The 17,806-nt window shown below is 35.5% G+C and carries 19 protein-coding genes and 1 pseudogene; 11 read left to right on the top strand and 9 right to left on the bottom strand.

What is annotated here, in order from left to right; all coding sequences use genetic code 11:
* The first annotated feature begins 515 nt into the window (after window positions 1-515).
* The 3 genes from IG80_RS0111325 to IG80_RS0111335 all read left to right on the top strand — a co-directional run bounded on the left by IG80_RS0111325 (window position 516) and on the right by IG80_RS0111335 (window position 2,739).
* Window positions 516-1,679, top strand: coding sequence for a sensor histidine kinase (locus IG80_RS0111325; protein ID WP_084756453.1), 1,164 nt, complete (start codon window positions 516-518; stop codon window positions 1,677-1,679).
* A gap of 234 nt (window positions 1,680-1,913) precedes the next feature.
* Complete coding sequence (locus IG80_RS0111330) at window positions 1,914-2,204, top strand: hypothetical protein (protein WP_156962211.1); 291 nt, start codon at window positions 1,914-1,916, stop codon at window positions 2,202-2,204.
* 355 nt (window positions 2,205-2,559) lie between these two features.
* Entirely contained in the window at window positions 2,560-2,739 is a 180-nt protein-coding gene (locus IG80_RS0111335; protein ID WP_032114142.1) for a KGG domain-containing protein, read from the top strand.
* Window positions 2,740-3,407: 668 nt separating this feature from the next.
* Here the strand turns inward: IG80_RS0111335 and IG80_RS0111340 are convergent.
* Both IG80_RS0111340 and IG80_RS0111345 read right to left on the bottom strand, forming a co-directional pair.
* On the bottom strand, window positions 3,408-4,226 hold the full coding sequence (locus tag IG80_RS0111340; RefSeq protein WP_052046412.1) for a ParB/RepB/Spo0J family partition protein: 819 nt from the start codon (window positions 4,224-4,226) through the stop codon (window positions 3,408-3,410).
* A gap of 36 nt (window positions 4,227-4,262) precedes the next feature.
* A complete protein-coding gene (locus IG80_RS0111345; RefSeq protein ID WP_032114143.1) occupies window positions 4,263-5,240 on the bottom strand; it encodes a ParA family protein in 978 nt (325 codons plus the stop codon).
* 379 nt (window positions 5,241-5,619) lie between these two features.
* Here IG80_RS0111345 and IG80_RS13700 point away from each other — a divergent pair, with 379 nt between their 5' ends.
* Both IG80_RS13700 and IG80_RS0111355 read left to right on the top strand, forming a co-directional pair.
* A complete protein-coding gene (locus IG80_RS13700; protein WP_052046413.1) occupies window positions 5,620-6,735 on the top strand; it encodes a DnaA N-terminal domain-containing protein in 1,116 nt (371 codons plus the stop codon).
* A 130-nt stretch (window positions 6,736-6,865) separates the two neighbouring features.
* On the top strand, window positions 6,866-7,453 hold the full coding sequence (locus IG80_RS0111355; protein WP_032114144.1) for a hypothetical protein: 588 nt from the start codon (window positions 6,866-6,868) through the stop codon (window positions 7,451-7,453).
* Window positions 7,454-7,762: 309 nt separating this feature from the next.
* On the opposite strand, the gene IG80_RS0111360 is transcribed toward IG80_RS0111355, so the two are convergent.
* The 3 genes from IG80_RS0111360 to IG80_RS0111370 form a co-directional block, all read right to left on the bottom strand.
* Window positions 7,763-8,209: a TraR/DksA family transcriptional regulator gene (locus IG80_RS0111360; RefSeq protein WP_032114145.1), complete on the bottom strand. Its 447-nt coding sequence runs from the start codon at window positions 8,207-8,209 to the stop codon at window positions 7,763-7,765.
* Window positions 8,210-8,234: 25 nt separating this feature from the next.
* Window positions 8,235-8,435 carry a DUF378 domain-containing protein gene (locus IG80_RS0111365; RefSeq protein ID WP_032114146.1) on the bottom strand — a complete coding sequence of 67 codons (201 nt, stop codon included), beginning with the start codon at window positions 8,433-8,435 and terminating at the stop codon, window positions 8,235-8,237.
* A gap of 211 nt (window positions 8,436-8,646) precedes the next feature.
* A complete protein-coding gene (locus IG80_RS0111370) occupies window positions 8,647-9,096 on the bottom strand; it encodes a host attachment protein (protein ID WP_032114147.1) in 450 nt (149 codons plus the stop codon).
* Between the two features lie 308 nt (window positions 9,097-9,404).
* Here IG80_RS0111370 and IG80_RS0111375 point away from each other — a divergent pair.
* The 3 genes and pseudogenes from IG80_RS0111375 to IG80_RS0111385 all read left to right on the top strand — a co-directional run bounded on the left by IG80_RS0111375 (window position 9,405) and on the right by IG80_RS0111385 (window position 11,871).
* Window positions 9,405-9,971, top strand: a pseudogene (locus tag IG80_RS0111375) (recombinase family protein).
* A gap of 242 nt (window positions 9,972-10,213) precedes the next feature.
* On the top strand, window positions 10,214-11,386 hold the full coding sequence (locus tag IG80_RS0111380; protein ID WP_032114149.1) for an ATP-binding protein: 1,173 nt from the start codon (window positions 10,214-10,216) through the stop codon (window positions 11,384-11,386).
* Between the two features lie 221 nt (window positions 11,387-11,607).
* Complete coding sequence (locus IG80_RS0111385; protein ID WP_032114150.1) at window positions 11,608-11,871, top strand: hypothetical protein; 264 nt, start codon at window positions 11,608-11,610, stop codon at window positions 11,869-11,871.
* A 321-nt stretch (window positions 11,872-12,192) separates the two neighbouring features.
* Here the strand turns inward: IG80_RS0111385 and IG80_RS13705 are convergent, their stop codons facing one another.
* On the bottom strand, window positions 12,193-12,876 hold the full coding sequence (locus tag IG80_RS13705; RefSeq protein WP_052046414.1) for a response regulator: 684 nt from the start codon (window positions 12,874-12,876) through the stop codon (window positions 12,193-12,195).
* A gap of 164 nt (window positions 12,877-13,040) precedes the next feature.
* Between IG80_RS13705 and IG80_RS15370 the strand changes: the two genes are divergently transcribed.
* Both IG80_RS15370 and IG80_RS0111405 read left to right on the top strand, forming a co-directional pair.
* Window positions 13,041-13,535, top strand: coding sequence for a CsbD family protein (locus tag IG80_RS15370; protein ID WP_232224411.1), 495 nt, complete (start codon window positions 13,041-13,043; stop codon window positions 13,533-13,535).
* On the top strand, window positions 13,532-13,930 hold the full coding sequence (locus IG80_RS0111405; RefSeq protein WP_032114152.1) for a hypothetical protein: 399 nt from the start codon (window positions 13,532-13,534) through the stop codon (window positions 13,928-13,930). Before IG80_RS15370 ends, IG80_RS0111405 begins: the two co-directional genes overlap by 4 nt.
* A gap of 92 nt (window positions 13,931-14,022) precedes the next feature.
* On the opposite strand, the gene IG80_RS0111410 is transcribed toward IG80_RS0111405, so the two are convergent.
* The 3 genes from IG80_RS0111410 to IG80_RS0111420 all read right to left on the bottom strand — a co-directional run bounded on the left by IG80_RS0111410 (window position 14,023) and on the right by IG80_RS0111420 (window position 16,756).
* Window positions 14,023-14,487 (bottom strand): response regulator, encoded by a 465-nt coding sequence (locus IG80_RS0111410; protein WP_032114153.1) that lies wholly within the window; start codon window positions 14,485-14,487, stop codon window positions 14,023-14,025.
* A 239-nt stretch (window positions 14,488-14,726) separates the two neighbouring features.
* A complete protein-coding gene (locus IG80_RS0111415) occupies window positions 14,727-15,977 on the bottom strand; it encodes a PAS domain-containing sensor histidine kinase (protein WP_032114154.1) in 1,251 nt (416 codons plus the stop codon).
* A gap of 323 nt (window positions 15,978-16,300) precedes the next feature.
* Window positions 16,301-16,756, bottom strand: coding sequence for a DUF2383 domain-containing protein (locus tag IG80_RS0111420; protein ID WP_032114155.1), 456 nt, complete (start codon window positions 16,754-16,756; stop codon window positions 16,301-16,303).
* Between the two features lie 251 nt (window positions 16,757-17,007).
* Between IG80_RS0111420 and IG80_RS0111425 the strand changes: the two genes are divergently transcribed.
* On the top strand, window positions 17,008-17,655 hold the full coding sequence (locus IG80_RS0111425) for an SOS response-associated peptidase (RefSeq protein ID WP_032114156.1): 648 nt from the start codon (window positions 17,008-17,010) through the stop codon (window positions 17,653-17,655).
* The last annotated feature ends 151 nt before the right edge of the window (window positions 17,656-17,806 follow it).

Raw genomic sequence — 17,806 nt, forward strand, 5'->3', positions numbered from 1 at the left:
ATAACTTCTAATATTGTCCTTAAGAAGGCTCATAAAATTAATATAATTAAACGACTGTAAAAACAGGGTCATTCTGTCATTTTAGCAACATTCAACCTAACGTTGATAATCTGGGTGCACGAAATATATTTACAACTTTATTTATTTTTGCTAAGGCTGTTTTGGGAAAATTCGCATTTTGTTGAAAATTATTTCTAATACATATGTGTAGAGGAAATATTATAGTCCGAAATTGGGGATATGAGGAATTATGTGTGCTGACTATAAAAAAGAATTAACAGTAAGTTGGAATAAGTAAACGTAACTATATTGTGAAGCGCCACAATATAGTTAATTAGACAAGCTTTCAAGGTAGACCTTCTCTACCTCCTTATCCTTGTCAAACGTCTGGTAAATACGAGTGACCATAAGAAAGAACGACAATTTGAGATAATTCGATTGAGCGAAGAAGCTGTAATTGTACATTTTGAAATTGGTGAACAAGTTAATACATAAATTGACTAAGATTAGATAGAATGATGAGCAAAACAAACACTGTATTACAAAATGATTTTAGAGAAGATGAAAATAAAGAATCTAACCAGATTATTTTTAATAGTCTAATAGAGTGCTTACCTGTCGCCGTTGTAATATTTGATAGAAATTTACGATTTGTCGCTGCAAGCGATAAGTTTTTTGAAGAATCTCCCTTAAAAAAAGAAAATGTAAAACAGAATGATCATTGGTATACGCTTATTCCAGACATGCCTAGAAAGTGGAAAGCCATTCATCAAAGATGCTTAAACGGAGAACGGCTTAGCTGTGACTCCGATCCATTTTATCGTCAGGATGGCTCTATTGAGTGGTGGAAGTGGGAAATATTGCCCTGGCATCATTTGAGCAATGAAGTTGAGGGAGTTGTCCTCTATGTCGAAAACATCACGTCACAAAAGTCTTTAGAAAAAACACTGCGAGATAGTATACGATCCCTTAAAAAATCTAATAATAAACTTTCTAGGTTTGCCCATACATGCGCCCATGACTTGAATCAATCTCTTCGCTCTATTGCGCTTTATGCCCAAATTATCAATATGGATTATGCAGAAACTACCGACCCATCTTTAAAAGAACATCTCAACTATATGCTTAAAACCATAGAGTATATGAAAAATTTTATAAGTAGTAGTCTCGATTATTCCCATCAAAAGAACAAAGAAATAGTTTTTAATAATACGTGCATGACTGAAGTTATAACCAGTGTTTTGACAGTGATGAAAAGTGAAATTCAAAATAAAAATGCAACAGTAAATTATAGTTCTCTGCCGGTTGTCTATGCCAATAAGAATCTCCTTATTCAATTAATACAAAACTTGGTGTCCAATGCATTAAAATATAATAGAGAATCGTTTCCTGTGATTGATATATCCGTTAGTGATCGTGGAACATTCTGGGTATTTTCAGTTCAAGATAACGGTATCGGTATAGAGTCAAAACATTTGAAGAAAATTTTTAGCGAGCACAAACGCCTTAACTCTGGTCCTCAGTATGAGGGGTATGGATTAGGTCTCCATCAATGCAATAAAATTATAAGAGATCATGGGGGGAAAATCTGGGCTACTTCCGTACCTACTAAAGGCTCAACCATATTTTTTACTCTCCTAAAAGAATCTTACAGACGAGGGGACACCGGCATAGCTTAAAAGTGCCAAATTCAGCTTTTAATCCCAATGTTGAACAAACTTTTCCAGTGGAAGAAATGACATTAAAAAGAATGCCTTTTTCAACTATAAAGAGCTGCAATAAAAAGCCAAACTTTGTATTGCAGCTATTACTTTTTTGAGGGAGATTCAAGGAATCTAGCCATCAAACTAATTTCCATGACTTCACCAAAAAAATATTTTAGAAAACACTGTTTTTTTAAAGGAGCTAGGATTGTGGAAAATATCATTGAAAAATACATCAATACCCTTGACAATCAAACGCATTTTCTCGAAGAAATTGGGAAACTAGCCGAAGAACCACATAAGCCAGAAAAAGGCCATCCCACCGACATTCCTAATTACGAAAAAGAACTTCCTCCTTTTAAAGAAGACGAGCCGGATGCTCCAGAAGAACTACCTCCTTTCGGCGAAGATGATTCAACGCGCCCAGAGGAAATTCCTCCTATGGATCCCAAAATACCAGATGAAGATTCTCCCTCTCAACCGCCACCCCGTAAAAGCTAATAATATCTGCCTCACGTTTTCCTCCTGGCTCTATTCTGGCGCTTTTACCTCCTGCACTGGGCAGGAAGGAGGAGGGGAGCCCACTTACTCCGGAGATAGGCCTTATAGACATCAATATTTATTCCTTGTCACAGAAAAAATTGGTTAGTTCTCGTGCCATTTTTAATAAAAAGAGATTGAGAGCAATAAAGAGAAAAGAGCAGCTTCAAAATTTAACTTAACATTTTAATAAATTTATATGAAAAAGGAGAAAGTTTCTGAATGTTTCTCGTTTTTATGGAGAGAAAGATAATATAGCTTAACAATTGTACACCGGAAGTTATTAATTCCTCTACAGCGAAAAGGAGATTTAAGAATGACTAATTCTCGTAATGACAGATCGCAAGATAACTCCAAAAAAAGTCCCGCTTCTAAAGGCAAGCAAGGATTTGCGTCTATGCCAAAAGAAGAGGTGAGAGAGATTGCTGCTAAGGGTGGACGTCATAGTCATGACAATGACCGCTCTAAAGACCATAAAACTTCAAAAGACAAATGAAGAGCGGTAGTTCATAGCCCACTTTTCATCCGCATTTTCAAACTGATTCCGTTAGTACTCCTGGATAGATCCTCAATCTAGGAGTACTAATTTATTTGCTTTACCTCACAAAAAAAGATGACTTAGAAAGTCATCTTTTTTTTCACAAGAAGCTAGTATGGCTTTCTCTATTTAATTTTTATCAATGGGGGCTAAAATATGCCAAGATCAGGAAAATAGCTATTAAGCCTAAGATAGAGAGCACACTTATTCTGTTGGTTGGATAGGATTGATATTTTTCAGAAATAATATCTCTTGCTTTTTTTCTTAACCTTCTTCTTCTTTTGGTAGAGCGGAAACGGTGTATGGATCCCTGAGGAAGAGGGTAAGTATTTTGGTTACTTGACGTATTGCCTGCCATAATGAAAATCCCTAAGGGGTCAATTTAATAAATTTATAAATTTATTATCTTTTAAATTTACTTTTTAGCTAAGTTGATATTTTAACTATATTTCTCTAATGGCATTTATTTTAACCTTTAACCAGAAACAATATGCATACATGAACGCTCGCGTCAAAAGTAAGTTCCCTTAGGAGCCTCGGGACTGCACTTAATCATTTTAGGATAACCGCCTGTTTTCTTTGTTTTGAATATTCAGTAAGGAGATAGGCCTGAACGAACTTTCTCTCTATTGAAGGTCCTTCACAACATCCATCAATAGTTCTTTAACCGCCTGTTTTTGCTCCACTGTCAATCGAGCAAGACCTGTTTTCTGAACCATTAGCCTTTCTTCATTTAAAGAAATGCGCAAGACCGAAGAAATAATAGGCAGTTTTTTCTTGGGATCAGAGGGCCCCCTTGAATTCATTGAAGCCATAAACTCAAGTTGTTTTTGCTCAGACTTTAAAGAGAGTAACTTTCTTGTAACGTCGCGGCCTCGGAAATTTGTTCTTAACATTTCATCTCTAACCGAGATAGGTAGCTCCAAGAGTTTTAACAACTCAGAAATAGTGCTTTTAGTAATCCCTAGTTTTTTTTGAAGAACCGCTTGACCTCCCCACCCAATCTTACTGACTAAGGCATTTAGCGCATTGGCAATCTCAAGGGGATGAAGATCTTGGCGCTGAATATTCTCAACAAGTGCTATTTCTTCAGCTTTTTCTACATTATCTATGATAATACAAGGGACCTTTTGCAGTCCTATATTTTTCGCAGCCCGCAACCTTCGTTCACCACTAATGACCTCAAAATGAACCGGATCAGAGCTCACTCTTAAAACAGTTAATGGCTGACGTATACCATGTTCTTTAATTGTTTCAGCTAAAGCATCAATATCTTCTTGGTCAAAAATCCTTCGTGCCTGTTTTTGATATGGATGTAGTTGGCCTACTGATAAGTAGGTAATCTCAGATCGATTTTCATTAAATATACTTAATCTCGAGGGGCTAGAACTTTTTCTTAGCAAATCCTCTGAGATTTCTCTGATTTTTGTGTTATCGATTTTCATTAAATTTATCCTTAAAAATTACTGCATCGGCAATAATTAAGCTGCTTGTAATCCTGAATTTCCACAAGACTGGCTGACAATTTCATGTACTAAATCCATTATATCTTCAAGGGCAAGAGACTTTGGTTTACAAAAAGCAGAAATGGGTAATTTCATTTTAGATGATAAATTAATTTCCTCTGTCTTTCTAACAACTGCATTTAATACATAATGAGAATATTCTGCGCGCAAAGCTCCTAGGACTTCTTGCGCCGTTGCGGTTTTAATTTCATATTTATTTGGAACAATGCAAAAATTCGGTATTGTCTTCATATCATTAAAAAAGCTAACCATTTCACTGACCAACAGTCGCAAGCCCATTAAGCTAAAGGGTTGTGTTTCGCAAATAATATTTATCCTATCACTAGCGACAAGCGCATTCATGTTTAAAGTGCTAATTGTCGGATTGGTATCTAAAATAATGAAATCATATTTCTCCCTTAGAGGGTCTAACAGTTCCTTTAATCTCTCTTCTCTTTTGTTTTTTAAATTCAACTGCACTTCGATACGCGTTGTTGATATATTTGAAGGAATCAAGTGCAATCCATCGGCTATATTTAAGATCGTTTCTTCAATAGGAACACCATTGATCAAGGAGTCATACATGGTATCCCCATTAAAATCTTCCGGGATTCCCATTACTGAACTCAAGTGACCTTGTGGATCAAGATCGACGCATAAAACATCAAACCCTAAAATAGCTAAGTGTGTTGCAACTTGGAATGATAAACTTGTTTTTCCAGTGCCCCCCTTAAAATTATAAAAGGAAAGAATTTTTTGCTTAACAGGACGTTTATGATCAGAATAAAGAAGCTTAGTAATTTGCCTGGTAGAGCTGAGAGAGTATTTTTTTGTATACTGATTCTCGTGTCTCAATGGTTCCATTTTTTTTGAGATAACCAACCTTGATACAATGAGGGGAGTCGTCCGCGTCAGCAGAGCCATCATTGTTTGATTTACAGTCATATTTTCCATTCCCAGTCCCCTCTTTTCTCTTTACGGCGATTCCAAATCGCAATACTGATATAACTTCAAAACTACCTTGAATAAACCTATATCACATATTTCTTGGTTTAAAAATAAATTTTTATAAAAAAATACAAAAATATATTGACAAGAGAGTGTATTGTGAATTTTAATATAGAAAAGTTTTATAATGGTAGAAATAAAATAGGTAAAAAACCTTCTGCTGAAACAGAAGGTTTTTAATGCACATGAGCCCCGATAATAAGATCACGACATTTAAACTAATATGAGCGATACTCTAGAATAGAGTATTACAAAAAATAGAGAATGTCTAGTACTTGTTAAAGACTCACGTGCGTAAATATTAAAATTAATGTAGGAAATATTTATGCGCCCCGAAAAAACCAGAGTTCTCCTTGAACAAGATAAATGTCTTATTCTCCAGCCTGAGCTCGTCAAATTGATTGGCAAATCAGCCGCTCTCCTCTTTCAACAGATGCACTATTGGATTTCTTCAAAAGAAAATATAGGCATTGTACGAAACGGGCAAAAATGGATATACAATAGTTATGAAAGTTGGGCGAGAGACCTACAAACTGTCTCCAAAAGTACCATAAATAGGTCGATCAGAATATTAAGAGATTTTGATTTAATTTTGGTTGAAAAATTAAGCCATCATAAAAGCAATAGAACCAATTGGTATACAATTAATTATAAGAAGTTAGAGCAGCTTCTACCTCCCCCCCCCTCTAAAGAGATATCCCCCCCTCTGTCTCCCTTGAGTTCTAAGGGCAAAGATCAACCCAAAACGAGTCGACCATCGACCCAAAACGAGTCGTTCTATAATACAGAGAAAACAAACAAAAAAGATTTAATAAATCCTAATACATCCAAAAATTCAGATGAAAAATCATCTAATCTTAATCTTAAAAAACCATTCACCCAACAGATGGTGGATATTTGGAATGATGTTATCCAACCAGAGGTCCAAACAGGCCTTACAAAAAATAGATGCAAAATGATGATAGCGGCGTTGAAGTATAAGTTTGATAATTGCCTTCAAAAATGGAAGCATTATTGCTTACAAATTGCCTCTAGTGACTTTTTAATGGGAAAAATTAATAGTGGATTTAAGATTGGAATTGATGGGGCTTTAAAGTTTGATTTTATTCGAAAAATCTTTGAAAAAAATTTTGGAATAAAGAACATTATTTCTCCCTCCAAAAAAGAGGATATGGACTCTATTTTAAGAGACATCGATAACTCTTCTCTCTCTTGCGAGGTGAAAAATTTAAAGCGGGAAATCCTTCACGCCCTAGGCGAGACTATCTATCAGCATTGGTTTAAAGATTGTGCGATTGTTGCTAGCTCTGACGATAAAACCTTTACTGTCTTGGCTAAAAATAGGTTCTATAGAGATACGATAGAAAACAATTATAAAGCACGGTTAGAAACAATTTTGAAAAAACGCACTGTTATTATCGGGGGGGAAAGATTAGAATAATATTTTTATTTAAATACAAATTTTTAAGTGATAATTTGGTTAATTGCAGGAAAATTTTCACCTACATATTGAAGTATCCATATTTTACCCTATGCATAGGGTAGATCAAATTGAAAGATTGGAGTTCAAAATGAAAATTACTTATCCTTGCTTACTAGTAACGATACTGGCTTTAAGCGGGGAAGGGGGGGCTACCCCCTCGGTTGGAACGTCTCAATCAGAAACAAAGACCAATCCTGATGATCTCTGTTTCATCATTGAAAATGAAAACAAGAAAAACTTAGACTTACTCATAAAACCAGAAGTAATCCCCAACAACCCTGATGCCAGCAAACAACTCTCTCCTGAACCAAAAGCAGGATGGCTTGCTTTTACCGTTCCAGCATGTGCAGAAGAATCTAAGAGTAAGAAATATGTGGTTAAAGTAGTAGCATCCCAATTAGGAGATTCTCAATATTACTCTATAACAGGCGAGACCAATCCGGTAACTCCCATCGGGATCTGCTACAATTTGGAGCCGGGTAAGTGTTATAAAATAAGATTTACCAACAACACTTTTGGAACTGATTGTATTAGTACAGAAATTAAAGGAAAAATTCCCCATCTCAAAGATGCACTTAAGATCGTCCCCTTACAAAGAGAAATCCCGTGCCAAACCGATGAAGAAAAGGCTGGGCCGCCGGAACGTCCTTCAGAGGTTTTGATCCGCACACGCTAGTTTAGTTATTGCTATTGCCAAAAGGGAAGTTGCCATTATCCCTTATCGTCTCTCTAAAAGATTGTATCTCCCTCCTTATAATGACCCACACCACCAGATAATGGGTCATTATCGCATGCGCTCTAAGGATGATTTTTTTCAGACTCAACAGGATAGCCAACCAAAATTATCCCCTATCCACCATCCAGATTCTGTCTTAATTTAATGCTAAAATATTTCCTCTCTTATCTGTTTTTACATTAAAATAACCAGCAGGTATGCTGGCCATCATTTCATATATTCCAATTGTGCGAGGAAAAAAAGTAAATGTTAAATATGTCTTGAAAATTGCTTAGAGAGAGACGATTTTTCGTACTGTTCTTGAGCTTCTACACACAAACGGGCGATAGGGTAAGATTCTAAGCGCGCGACGCCAATGGGCTCCCCTGTCTGTTCACAAAAACCATAAGTTCCATTGTTAATTCTTTCAATGGCCATGTCAATTTGATCAAGAAGCATTTTTTGGTGTTCTATACAAGCAACCTGGGGATAATTTATCTCTTTATTGATGCCATTATCCACGGGGTCGGACTCGCGGATTGACATATCAACTAAGGTTTCTGGCGTGTCTTTAGTTAAATGTATTAATGTTTTTTTCCAATTGATGAGCTTATCTTGAAAATATCCAAGCATCTGTTCGGACATGTAAACCGGATCGGCCATGGGGCTATAGGACGTATCAATAAAAGCAGTTTTTACTTTTTCTGGGCTTTTCATAAGAATACTCTCATCTTGAAATTTTTTAGATTTTTTTATCGATGATAGCTGTCACAACTTGAAACAATCCACAAAGGCCTACCAAAATATAGATAGATTTTGCGATAGAGAGCCCAAAAATGCGTTCCACAAGGTTGATATCCGAAATACCAATAATACCCCAGTTGAGAGCCCCAATAACAACGACAGCGGCGGTGAGCAAATTTAATAGTGTGTAACCAGACATGACCAAACTCCATTTGTAAGGTGCGTATGTATATTTGCGTATATATATTAAAGAATAAATTCCGCCCTTAGGACTATGTTAAAAAAGATCAATTTTTAGCCTCTTTGAAATCACCTTTCGCTAATTGGAGAAGAATGAGGGCAATGTAGTATTAACGAAGAAAATAAAAATCTCTATAAAATACCGGGAAATTTGGCTGTACAGAGCCTCTCTATTTCCAGCCTTCTTCCTTTAATATTATATTGTCTATTTCAGGGGAAGCAGAATGGGTTAAGTCTTTGTGGATTTCTGTGATCGTTAGCTTTTGTTTGTGGTGCATATCTATACTGTTTCCAAAAGCGTCTCTGAAAACGCCTATAATCTTAGGGGGACATATAAAGTATATTTTAGAAAAACGTTTCTCTTTAAGGGCTTTCAATAAGTAGGTTGAGACTTGTTGAATGAACACTTCTTTTTGATATTCATGCCAATCATGTTTTGGTTCATATGCATGACGCGCGGGAGTCCCACTTTCAAAATCTCTTCCTGGCTTATCTTTACCATGTTCATGGGTTGACTCATGGGAGTGCGTAAAAGACTCTAAGTGCATTAAATCGCTAAAACGATGTTGTTTTTGAAATACTTTTGCGATAGATCCATCACACACTATAACCCAAATCATCAGCTTATCCTTTGATTTAATCTATTCTTTTCTCGAAGATTAAATTTAGACCTACCCTATCACTACATTAAAATATACCTATTTTAATCTTTACTTATTTTTCTGAGGAGGCAAGGGGTTTCTTTCTTGAAGGGTATTATTCCTCCCCAAAAAATAGATGACGGACCAGATGGAAAATTGTTCTTGTCTATTATTTTATAAATTTATAGACACCCTAATTACCGTATAATAAACTGTCTATAAAATCGTATTTAACCTAGTTAATAGACATTTTTTCTATTAATCGATTTAGAAGACATTATTGACCTATGCGACTCTTTGGATATGCTCGTGTTTCCAACCAGCCAACAATCTCTCGATAGTCAGATTAAGGCTCTTAAAGAAGTTGGCGTTCAAGAAAATCGAATTTTTACAGATATCGCCACTGGCAGCCATACACAACGGGATGGACTAGAGTTATTGCGCCTAAAGGTTGAGGGAGGTGATATATTGTGATCAAGAAACTGGATCGCCTCGGACGAGATACAGCAGACATGATCCAGTTGATCAAAGAATTTGAGGCAATGGGGGTCTCAATTCGTTTTCTCGACGATGGTATTAGTACGGAAGGGACTATGGGAAAAATGGTTGTTACCATTTTATCCGCTGTCGCCCAAGCAGAACGTCATCGCATTTTAGAGCGGACTAATGAAGGCCTCCTCGAAGCTAAATCCAAAGGGATAAAATTCGGCCGTAAGAGGAAAATTGATAGGGAAAAAATAAGGCCTCTTCGTGCGGCTGGCATTGGAGCAACAGAGATAGCAAAACAAGCTGGAATTGGGAGGTCAACCGTATATAAATTACTTAAAGTAGAAGCCTACATAATTAATAACTAAGGCTTAAAGTAGGGCTTATTCCATTGGACTTTAGCCCCTTAAAACACCTGCCTTGAGTATTGCAATAAGTTTTTTGGTAATTTATAGGTCTATTTATTCCTTCTGGCCTACTCCCTAAAAAGCTTTCGTTTTTCTCGTGCTACCACCAATACTCCTCCTGTTGAGCAGTATTCTAGACTTTTGTTTGTGAGAAATATGGAATATAATCCGTATAGGTAAACCTTTTAGGGAATATTATCCCCATGAATAAAATAAATCGCTACCTTACGCTGGAGGTTCCTTCCCCCCATTCAACTTTCCTTTGGGGGGCTCGCAAAACAGGAAAATCAACTTATTTAAAGGAGCAGTTTCCTAAGGCTCTGTATATTGATTTATTAAAAACAGATGTCTTCCAAAGATATGTAAACCATCCCTATCTACTGCGAGAAGAGATCATAGCGGCGCCGAGGGAAACTTTTACTAACCCTATTATTCTAGATGAAGTCCAAAAAATACCACCCCTTTTAGATGAGGTTCATTGGATGATGGAAAATCTAGAAGGTGTTCAGTTTATATTATGTGGCTCCAGTGTTCGCAAACTTAAACAAAGTGGATCCAATCTTCTTGGTGGCCGTGCGTGGCGAACGCATTTTTTACCCCTATGTTTCCCAGAATTAAAAATGCTTGATTGGCAAAAAATAATGAATAGAGGGTTGTTGCCTAGTCACTATCTTTCGCTCCATTCCCGTAAGTTTTTATCTTCTTATGTTTATGATTACCTATTGCCCGAGGTGCATATGGAAGCTAATCTGCGCTCTTCCCAGGGGTTTACTCGTTTTCTTGATGTTTTGGGGTTTTCCCAAGGAGAGCTGTTAAACTACAGCAATATTGCGCGGGATTGTGCTGTTGACGCAAAAACGGTCAAAACTTACTTTGAGATCCTTGTTGATATGTATCTGGGTTACTTTTTACATCCTTTTTCTAAAAAAGTAAGTCGACAAATAATCAAGGAAACCCCAAAGTTTTATTTGATGGATACGGGTCTTTCCCACTATTTGAAGAGGTATAATTTTGTTGATTTCAAGGGGTCAGAGGCTGGTAAAGCATTTGAACATTATATTTTTTTAGAACTCATTGCCCATAAAATGTTGAATGATCTGGATCATAGCCTCAATTTCTGGCGCACCAAAGATGGTGTGCATGAAGTCGATTTTGTCTTACAGGAAGGCCAAGTCGCGATTGAATGTAAAATATCGAGTCCCATTGAGAGAAGAGATTTAAAGGGCCTTGTTTTATTTGGTCATGAGTATGGTGCCAAGCTTCATGTCGTTAGCCTTGAGCCGCGTAAACGCATAATGCGTGTGGAAGAGCAGGAGATTATTATCTGGCCAGTTGAAGAGTTTCTGACCAATCTGTGGGCTGGTAAGTTTCTCTAATTACTTGCTATGAAATTATCGCTTATCTGTTGATTATAGCCGCGTCTTATCAACGGGGAGCTGCGTTTGTTTTTGTTTTTTTTGAGGATAGTAAGTAGTTATTTTAAAAATGTTTTTAACGTAAAAATAACCAGACAAACAGGGTAAGTATATATCCACACAGGTTAATAATTAAGATTTTCAAGGATATTTGATATGAATCTTTGAAAGGAGATATACTCATGAAAAAGTTAGTTTTAGGTTTGGTTCTATTGAGTGTTGTGAATGTTTCTGCGCAATTACAGCCCTCTCCTCAAAACGGAGTGGCCTTTAATAATGAAGACTCTTTAAAAGATAAAATTGTTCAAAAATGGGAACAATTTGCTAATAAGGCTCTTGTCCAGATGAGAGGTTCGGGTGAGGGTTTTACTGGAAGATTACAAAAAAAGTACGGGCAAGATACTACCCTTAGATTAATGGATAGTTTTTTAAGAGAGTGCAACTAAACCCTCTCTCCTCCTTCTCTAGAAGTCTATTTTTATAGGCAGGAAATGACAGGAATTAAAGAGAAAATATACTTTTCCAGGCTTTTTCGCCCTTCCTTCACCCTCTCCCGGATAATTTTGCGATACTTTTAGTTGGAAATAATGCCAAATTTGGATGGAAGAGTCTATTCATTGAACAAATTTAGGGAAAGTGGCCAGCCAAAAGGGCCTAAATGGATTTGATGAAGTTAGGGTAAAGAGAGAGTAGGGATTAATCTAACCACCCCAAACCAATAAGTTTGGGGTGGTTAGGACATAACAGCTATTCATAAATAAATATGATTATTTTACTTGCTCATGATGGGGAAGGCTGGCGGCTTTTATCCAATAATTCAAAGCCATATTAAGCTGTTCGCTATACTCTTTAAATACAAACGACTTTTTTATAAAACCATTTGCGTGAAGCATATAGGATTTTGTGGCATCCTCATCATTAATGCTACTTGTTAAAATAATAATGGGGACTCCATTCAGAACAGGGCGCTTCTTTAAATCATTTAATAAATCGAACCCGTTTACGGAAGGCAGATTTAAGTCCATAAAAATGATATCGATCTGCGAAAAAAGCCGTACGGAAGTATCTTGCAATTCACGGACGTAATTCATCACTTCAGTACCATCTCTTAATACGTATATTTCGAGGGGTTCATCGAATTCACTAATACATTTTCTAAAAAAATATTCGTCATCAGGATTATCTTCGATGAGAAGAATTTTGTAAGTTTTATCAGTTTCTTCGTTACCACCTTTTTCAAATTTGTCATAAAAACAAGAGATATCAATCTTAAAAATTTTTGATAGCTTGTATAATAGACCAGCAGATATTTTATTAGCACCTTGTTCATATCGATGCATTTGCTGAAGAGAAACATTTAGATCATCGGCAAGTTTTTTGAGGGGCCAATCAAATTTTGTTCTATAGTACTTCAGTTTTTTAGCAACATATCTATCTACATCATCAATCATTGTCTGTACTCCTTAGGAAAAAAATTGCCCCCAATTACTTAATTTTATTAAAATATTACTTTTATAATAAGTAGTTCTATCTCATGGCTGTGAATAGTGTATCAAGGTTAAATAACACCATAAGTTCCCATTTTGCAATCTCAAAAAAACTTTGTTTCTCCATTTTGAACGGTAAAAGTTTAGGGAGAACCTTTAGAATAAACATTAAAAAAAACCCACTATTAACCTCATTATTTTATGTAAAATACCTTACAAAAAAAGAAGAAAACAATCCTTCTATAAGAGTAGAAAAAATGGAAAAAGACACTTTTCGCGGTAACTTAACCAAACTTAAGGGGGAAATTCAAAAAAAATGGGGGAATATTACCGATCAGGATTGGGATAAAATTTCTGGACAAAAAGATAAACTAATAGGTCTTGTCCAGCAAAAATATGGGGAAGAAAAAGAGTCCATTGAAAGCTATTTAAATGACATCATGGAAAAAGCTGAATCTAAATCTCAAGAAGTGCTCGATTCAATCCAACAGAAGACAGGTGACGTCATAAACTATACGCATAAATTATCCGAATGTATGAAGGAAGAGATAAAGAAAAATCCTATTCCTTCTGTTTTAGTTAGTTTAGTTATGGGTTTTATTATTGGAAAACTTATTAAATGAGTCTCTTATCTTCATTAATTCCCCATATTGTTCATAGTTTTATGGCCAATAGGGAGAAACCTCGGGATTTATGGCTTCATAGTTTAGGGGTAGTTATGGTGATAAGTGGGTTTGTAATGGGGTCTTATTTTTTATTCCAATTTCTTAGCCCTGTTATAGGTTATTTAGAAAGTGGATTGGTTTTTAGTGGAGTTTTTTTAATATTTGGACTGGGATTGCTTTCTATTAAATCTCGCACAAAACCCCAACCGGGCAAAGAAATTCTACTAACTGCCAACAACATAATAGAGCATCTTAATATACCATTTTCATTTGAAAAACATGCAGGCAAATTAATACTTGGAACCATATGCCTCGGAGTTTTACTCGCTCAAGTATTAGGAAAAAAACATTAAGCTGTTGCCGGGCAATATTATAACCTTTTCTGTTTTTTATAGGAAAGGTTATAGTGATTTTATATGATTGGAAAAAGCTGACTGATCTCCAACTAAATTTCCATTTCCTTTAAAATGCCCTTTTTAACATATCCTGAAATAACAGAAGACAAAGAAATGATCATTTCTTGGTAAGAAAAAGGTTTAACGACGTAATCCATCGCGCCTAGCCTCTTGCTTTCGAAAATATCCATTTCTCTTTTGGAACCAGAAAACATAACAATTGGGAGTAGGTATTCTTGTGTGGGAGGTTTTGGAATTTCTGCTAACTTTTTTAAAACTTCTAATCCATTCAAACGAGGCATGTTAATATCTAAAAAAATAATTAATAGTCCTTGTATGGGCGGCCTATCCTTATAAGAATTTTTTTTCTGAAAAAAATCTAAAAATTCTTCCCCATTCTTAATAAAAGTTATGCTGGGGTTAACCATTATTTTATTGAGTACTACCTCAAAAATATGACGATCAATTTCATCATCTTCAACATATATAATTTTTATGTTTGATGGTATATCCATTGCAAACCTTCTTAGCGCTTTTATTATGAGCGTTCTTTATCATAACTAAAAAAAATAATGCTGCAATTTTTTTTAGTTATGATAGGAAGTAATAAATTGTTTTATTCTTACCTTAAAAGAAACTTTCTTCGCTATTTCAGGGAAAATTGAGAAGATATCCCCCTCTAACATGAAGCTCTAGGGGTATGGCAAGCAGATAAGCCTTCTATAAAGGCACTCAGGCATAACAAAAACACTCTTTATAGTTTTACGGTTCTTAAATTGTAGTCCACCACATTTTCTATTTCTTTAAAGAGAGGAAGAGAAAACGTAATTTTTGTCCCTTCTTCAGGAAGAGAAATAAACCTGATCTCTCCGCCATAGGCATTGACTATCTTTTTGCATATCATAAGACCTAATCCAGCGCCATCTGCAAAGTTAGAATAAAAGGCATTAAATACATTTTTTTGCTTCAATGTATGACCACACCATCCGTTATTATGAAGACTAAACTCATAATAGTTTTCATCTAAATGGTGTCCCGAAAACGTAATTTCTATCGGGGTAGTGGTAGAATGCTTAATAGCATTATCGAGTAAGTTTTGGAATAATTGTAAAACACAAGATTTATTGACATCTAATATAAGATCTGGGGAGGTGAAGTCCTTTATTATAATATCAGACCTATCCGAGCAGCACCCTGCTATTATATTCATAATCTCACTTAAATCAACAGGTTCCCTGTTAATCGTAAGGTCCCCATTTTTACAGTAAATGATAACACCTTCGCAAATTTCTTTAGCTCTAGAAACACATCGGTTTAAAGCTTTAATGTTTTCATTAACAGTAGGGGTGTTTTTGGTGACCGTATCAAGTTCCATTTCCAGAAAGGAAACATACGTCGAAATTTGTCGCAATGGTTGGATAAGATCGTGAGAGAAGATAAGAGAAAACTTTTCCAATAATTCAGTACGGGAGTAAAGCTTACGAACGTCTAAATATAGTTCTTTTTGCTCAGTAATATCTTTACAAAAGAAAACAATTCCGGCGATATCGCCATTGGTTTTAACCCATGGAAATGATTCCCAGGTAATCCATAATTGGCGATCTTTTGCTATAGTGATGGGAACTTCTTTATATTTGACAATAGAGCCTTTTAAGTTTTTCTCTAACCCTTGACTTATTTCTTGGGGGACCTCTTCGAAAACATCTGTAATGTTCTTGTTAACAATATCAAAACCTTTTTTTATTCTTTGAGCAAACCACTGATTAAATGAAGAACTAACAACTTTAAAGACTCCCTCTGAATCAATAAATCCGATATTAATTTTTGCTTTTTTTATAAACGAAGAAATATAAGCATAACTATATTGATCCGTGCTCATTTCAGGATCTTTTTCAGCCATAAGCTCGGAGAGTGTATAAATATAAGGCGCTATAAACTCGAGCAAAATCCCTTCCGATGGGGAGTAAGATTCTAAAAGAGTATTTGGACCAAAGCTTTTATCCATATCGCCCACGTGAATTTAAAATTAGACCACTATTAAAGTTAAAAATACTGCCTATCTGTACCATTGCTCCTTATTTAGAGAAGCATTTTTATAAAAAAACATCAAAACCAAAACTTTTTGGTAATTATATACCACAATTATTCGTTTGAGTTTATAGTTAATTTCGATTATTGAGGGCAAAGTGGTAATTAATATTATTACTCGACTTTTCTAGCTTGAAAGTAGGAAATTGTCTTTATTATCGTTGTCTTTATTATCAAAGTGATAATAATAAAAGAGAAACAGAAATCGGAGAGAGATTTGTACGTCTCTTTTATTACAAGCTATATTTTCTTGAAGTGGTCTTCTAGCCATTTTTTGTGACCTATTTCGTCTTCCAATCCACGCTCAATTATATCTTTGGCATCATCCCATATATCCAGGCGTTCGTTCATGCGCCTATAGGCTGTATTCGTATCCATCTCGTTACTTTTCATCGCTAACAAAATAGCTTCGTCGCCACCTGTAAGATTGGCAATAACTACTTTTCCTTTTGTAATCCAGTGTTTTCCCATACTAGGGCCCGTAGGAGGGACAATATCATGTTGGATCAGAAGGCCTCTCAGTTCTTTTACATGTCGGCCATGGTCACCTTTAAACTCAGTGAGGGTTGTTTTATATTTTTCGTTTTGAAGCCGGGTAATAGCAGTTTCATAAGCTTCAATGGCATCAAATTCAAGTTCGATAAGTTCTTTTAATGCATCGACAAAACTTCCCTGGGTCCCTACTAAGGTTACCATATTTTTTCTCCATTTTAATTCTTCTGCAACAGAATAAAAAAAATAAAATTTATATGCTAAGTGATATTGAAGTTAAAATTCACGATTCTCTCAAAAGGGGGAGCAAGAATAACATAAAAGTTAATTGTAGCGATCGTGCATTAAGAAGTATAAGCGTAAAAAGGCACAACTTTCACGACTGTAAAAAAGGAATAATCCATTACATTATCCATATATTATTCATAATAAAAAAGGGAAAGAGGAAGGTATTTATGTGTAATAGGTTTTCTATAAACAATTCATTTAAGAATCTTTGGACAACATTACATCTTCCACCAAAAGATTCCTCAACATTCCATGTTTGTTATAATATTGTACCGGGAGAAAACGTTCCCATTATTCATTTTCAAGAAAACCAAGCGAAAGTTACACTTATGAAGTGGGGACTTATTCCCCAATTACATTCTTTAGAAAATAAGGTCAGATTTATTAATGCAGAAAGCGAAAACATTCATCACAAATCCTTTTTCCGCAATTTAATCATTCAAAACCGATGCCTTATTCCCATGAGTGGTTTTTATGAGTGGGATCACAAAACAGTTCCCCATCAGCCTTACTATTTTTATCTACCCTACAGAAAGCTTTTCGCTATTGCTGGCATTTGGAATGCCACTGAAATAAAGGGGGAGGTTGTTTATACTTTTGCTGTTTTAACAACGCAAGCTAATTTTAATGTAGGATGTGTACATAATCGTATGCCAATTATCATTACTCCAGCAGATCATCAGCGTTGGCTAGAGGATGCAAGTTTCAACATAAACAATTTAGCGCTCCCCCCTCCCTTATATTTTTATAAAATTAGTCCTAAAATTAATGATCCCCATATCAATGAAATTAGCTTGATTCATCCCTTAACTTAGACAGTTTAACCATTAGATGATTAGAGCATGAATCTAATTCACTAAAAGTTGATTATTTATTATATGTTCCAAGTTGTTCAAGGGGATCACCGGAGTGCTCATCTTGACTTATTTTTTCTTTATCAAAATAAAATGCATATATCTTCGTAAG

It is taken from the genome of Candidatus Paracaedibacter symbiosus, assembly GCF_000757605.1.
Lineage (GTDB): Bacteria > Pseudomonadota > Alphaproteobacteria > Paracaedibacterales > Paracaedibacteraceae > Paracaedibacter_A > Paracaedibacter_A symbiosus.

Coding starts and splice junctions, on each gene's coding strand:
- IG80_RS0111380 (WP_032114149.1), top strand. CDS start 10,214: ATGAATAAAATAAATCGCTACCTTACGCTGGAGGTTCCTTCCCCCCAT.
- IG80_RS0111405 (WP_032114152.1), top strand. CDS start 13,532: ATGAGTCTCTTATCTTCATTAATTCCCCATATTGTTCATAGTTTTATG.
- IG80_RS0111410 (WP_032114153.1), bottom strand. CDS start 14,487: ATGGATATACCATCAAACATAAAAATTATATATGTTGAAGATGATGAA.
- IG80_RS0111360 (WP_032114145.1), bottom strand. CDS start 8,209: ATGAAAAGCCCAGAAAAAGTAAAAACTGCTTTTATTGATACGTCCTAT.
- IG80_RS0111370 (WP_032114147.1), bottom strand. CDS start 9,096: ATGATTTGGGTTATAGTGTGTGATGGATCTATCGCAAAAGTATTTCAA.
- IG80_RS13705 (WP_052046414.1), bottom strand. CDS start 12,876: ATGATTGATGATGTAGATAGATATGTTGCTAAAAAACTGAAGTACTAT.
- IG80_RS0111425 (WP_032114156.1), top strand. CDS start 17,008: ATGTGTAATAGGTTTTCTATAAACAATTCATTTAAGAATCTTTGGACA.
- IG80_RS0111355 (WP_032114144.1), top strand. CDS start 6,866: ATGAAAATTACTTATCCTTGCTTACTAGTAACGATACTGGCTTTAAGC.
- IG80_RS0111415 (WP_032114154.1), bottom strand. CDS start 15,977: ATGGATAAAAGCTTTGGTCCAAATACTCTTTTAGAATCTTACTCCCCA.
- IG80_RS0111325 (WP_084756453.1), top strand. CDS start 516: ATGATGAGCAAAACAAACACTGTATTACAAAATGATTTTAGAGAAGAT.
- IG80_RS0111365 (WP_032114146.1), bottom strand. CDS start 8,435: ATGTCTGGTTACACACTATTAAATTTGCTCACCGCCGCTGTCGTTGTT.
- IG80_RS0111340 (WP_052046412.1), bottom strand. CDS start 4,226: ATGAAAATCGATAACACAAAAATCAGAGAAATCTCAGAGGATTTGCTA.
- IG80_RS13700 (WP_052046413.1), top strand. CDS start 5,620: ATGCGCCCCGAAAAAACCAGAGTTCTCCTTGAACAAGATAAATGTCTT.
- IG80_RS0111385 (WP_032114150.1), top strand. CDS start 11,608: ATGAAAAAGTTAGTTTTAGGTTTGGTTCTATTGAGTGTTGTGAATGTT.
- IG80_RS0111335 (WP_032114142.1), top strand. CDS start 2,560: ATGACTAATTCTCGTAATGACAGATCGCAAGATAACTCCAAAAAAAGT.
- IG80_RS0111420 (WP_032114155.1), bottom strand. CDS start 16,756: ATGGTAACCTTAGTAGGGACCCAGGGAAGTTTTGTCGATGCATTAAAA.
- IG80_RS0111345 (WP_032114143.1), bottom strand. CDS start 5,240: ATGGAAAATATGACTGTAAATCAAACAATGATGGCTCTGCTGACGCGG.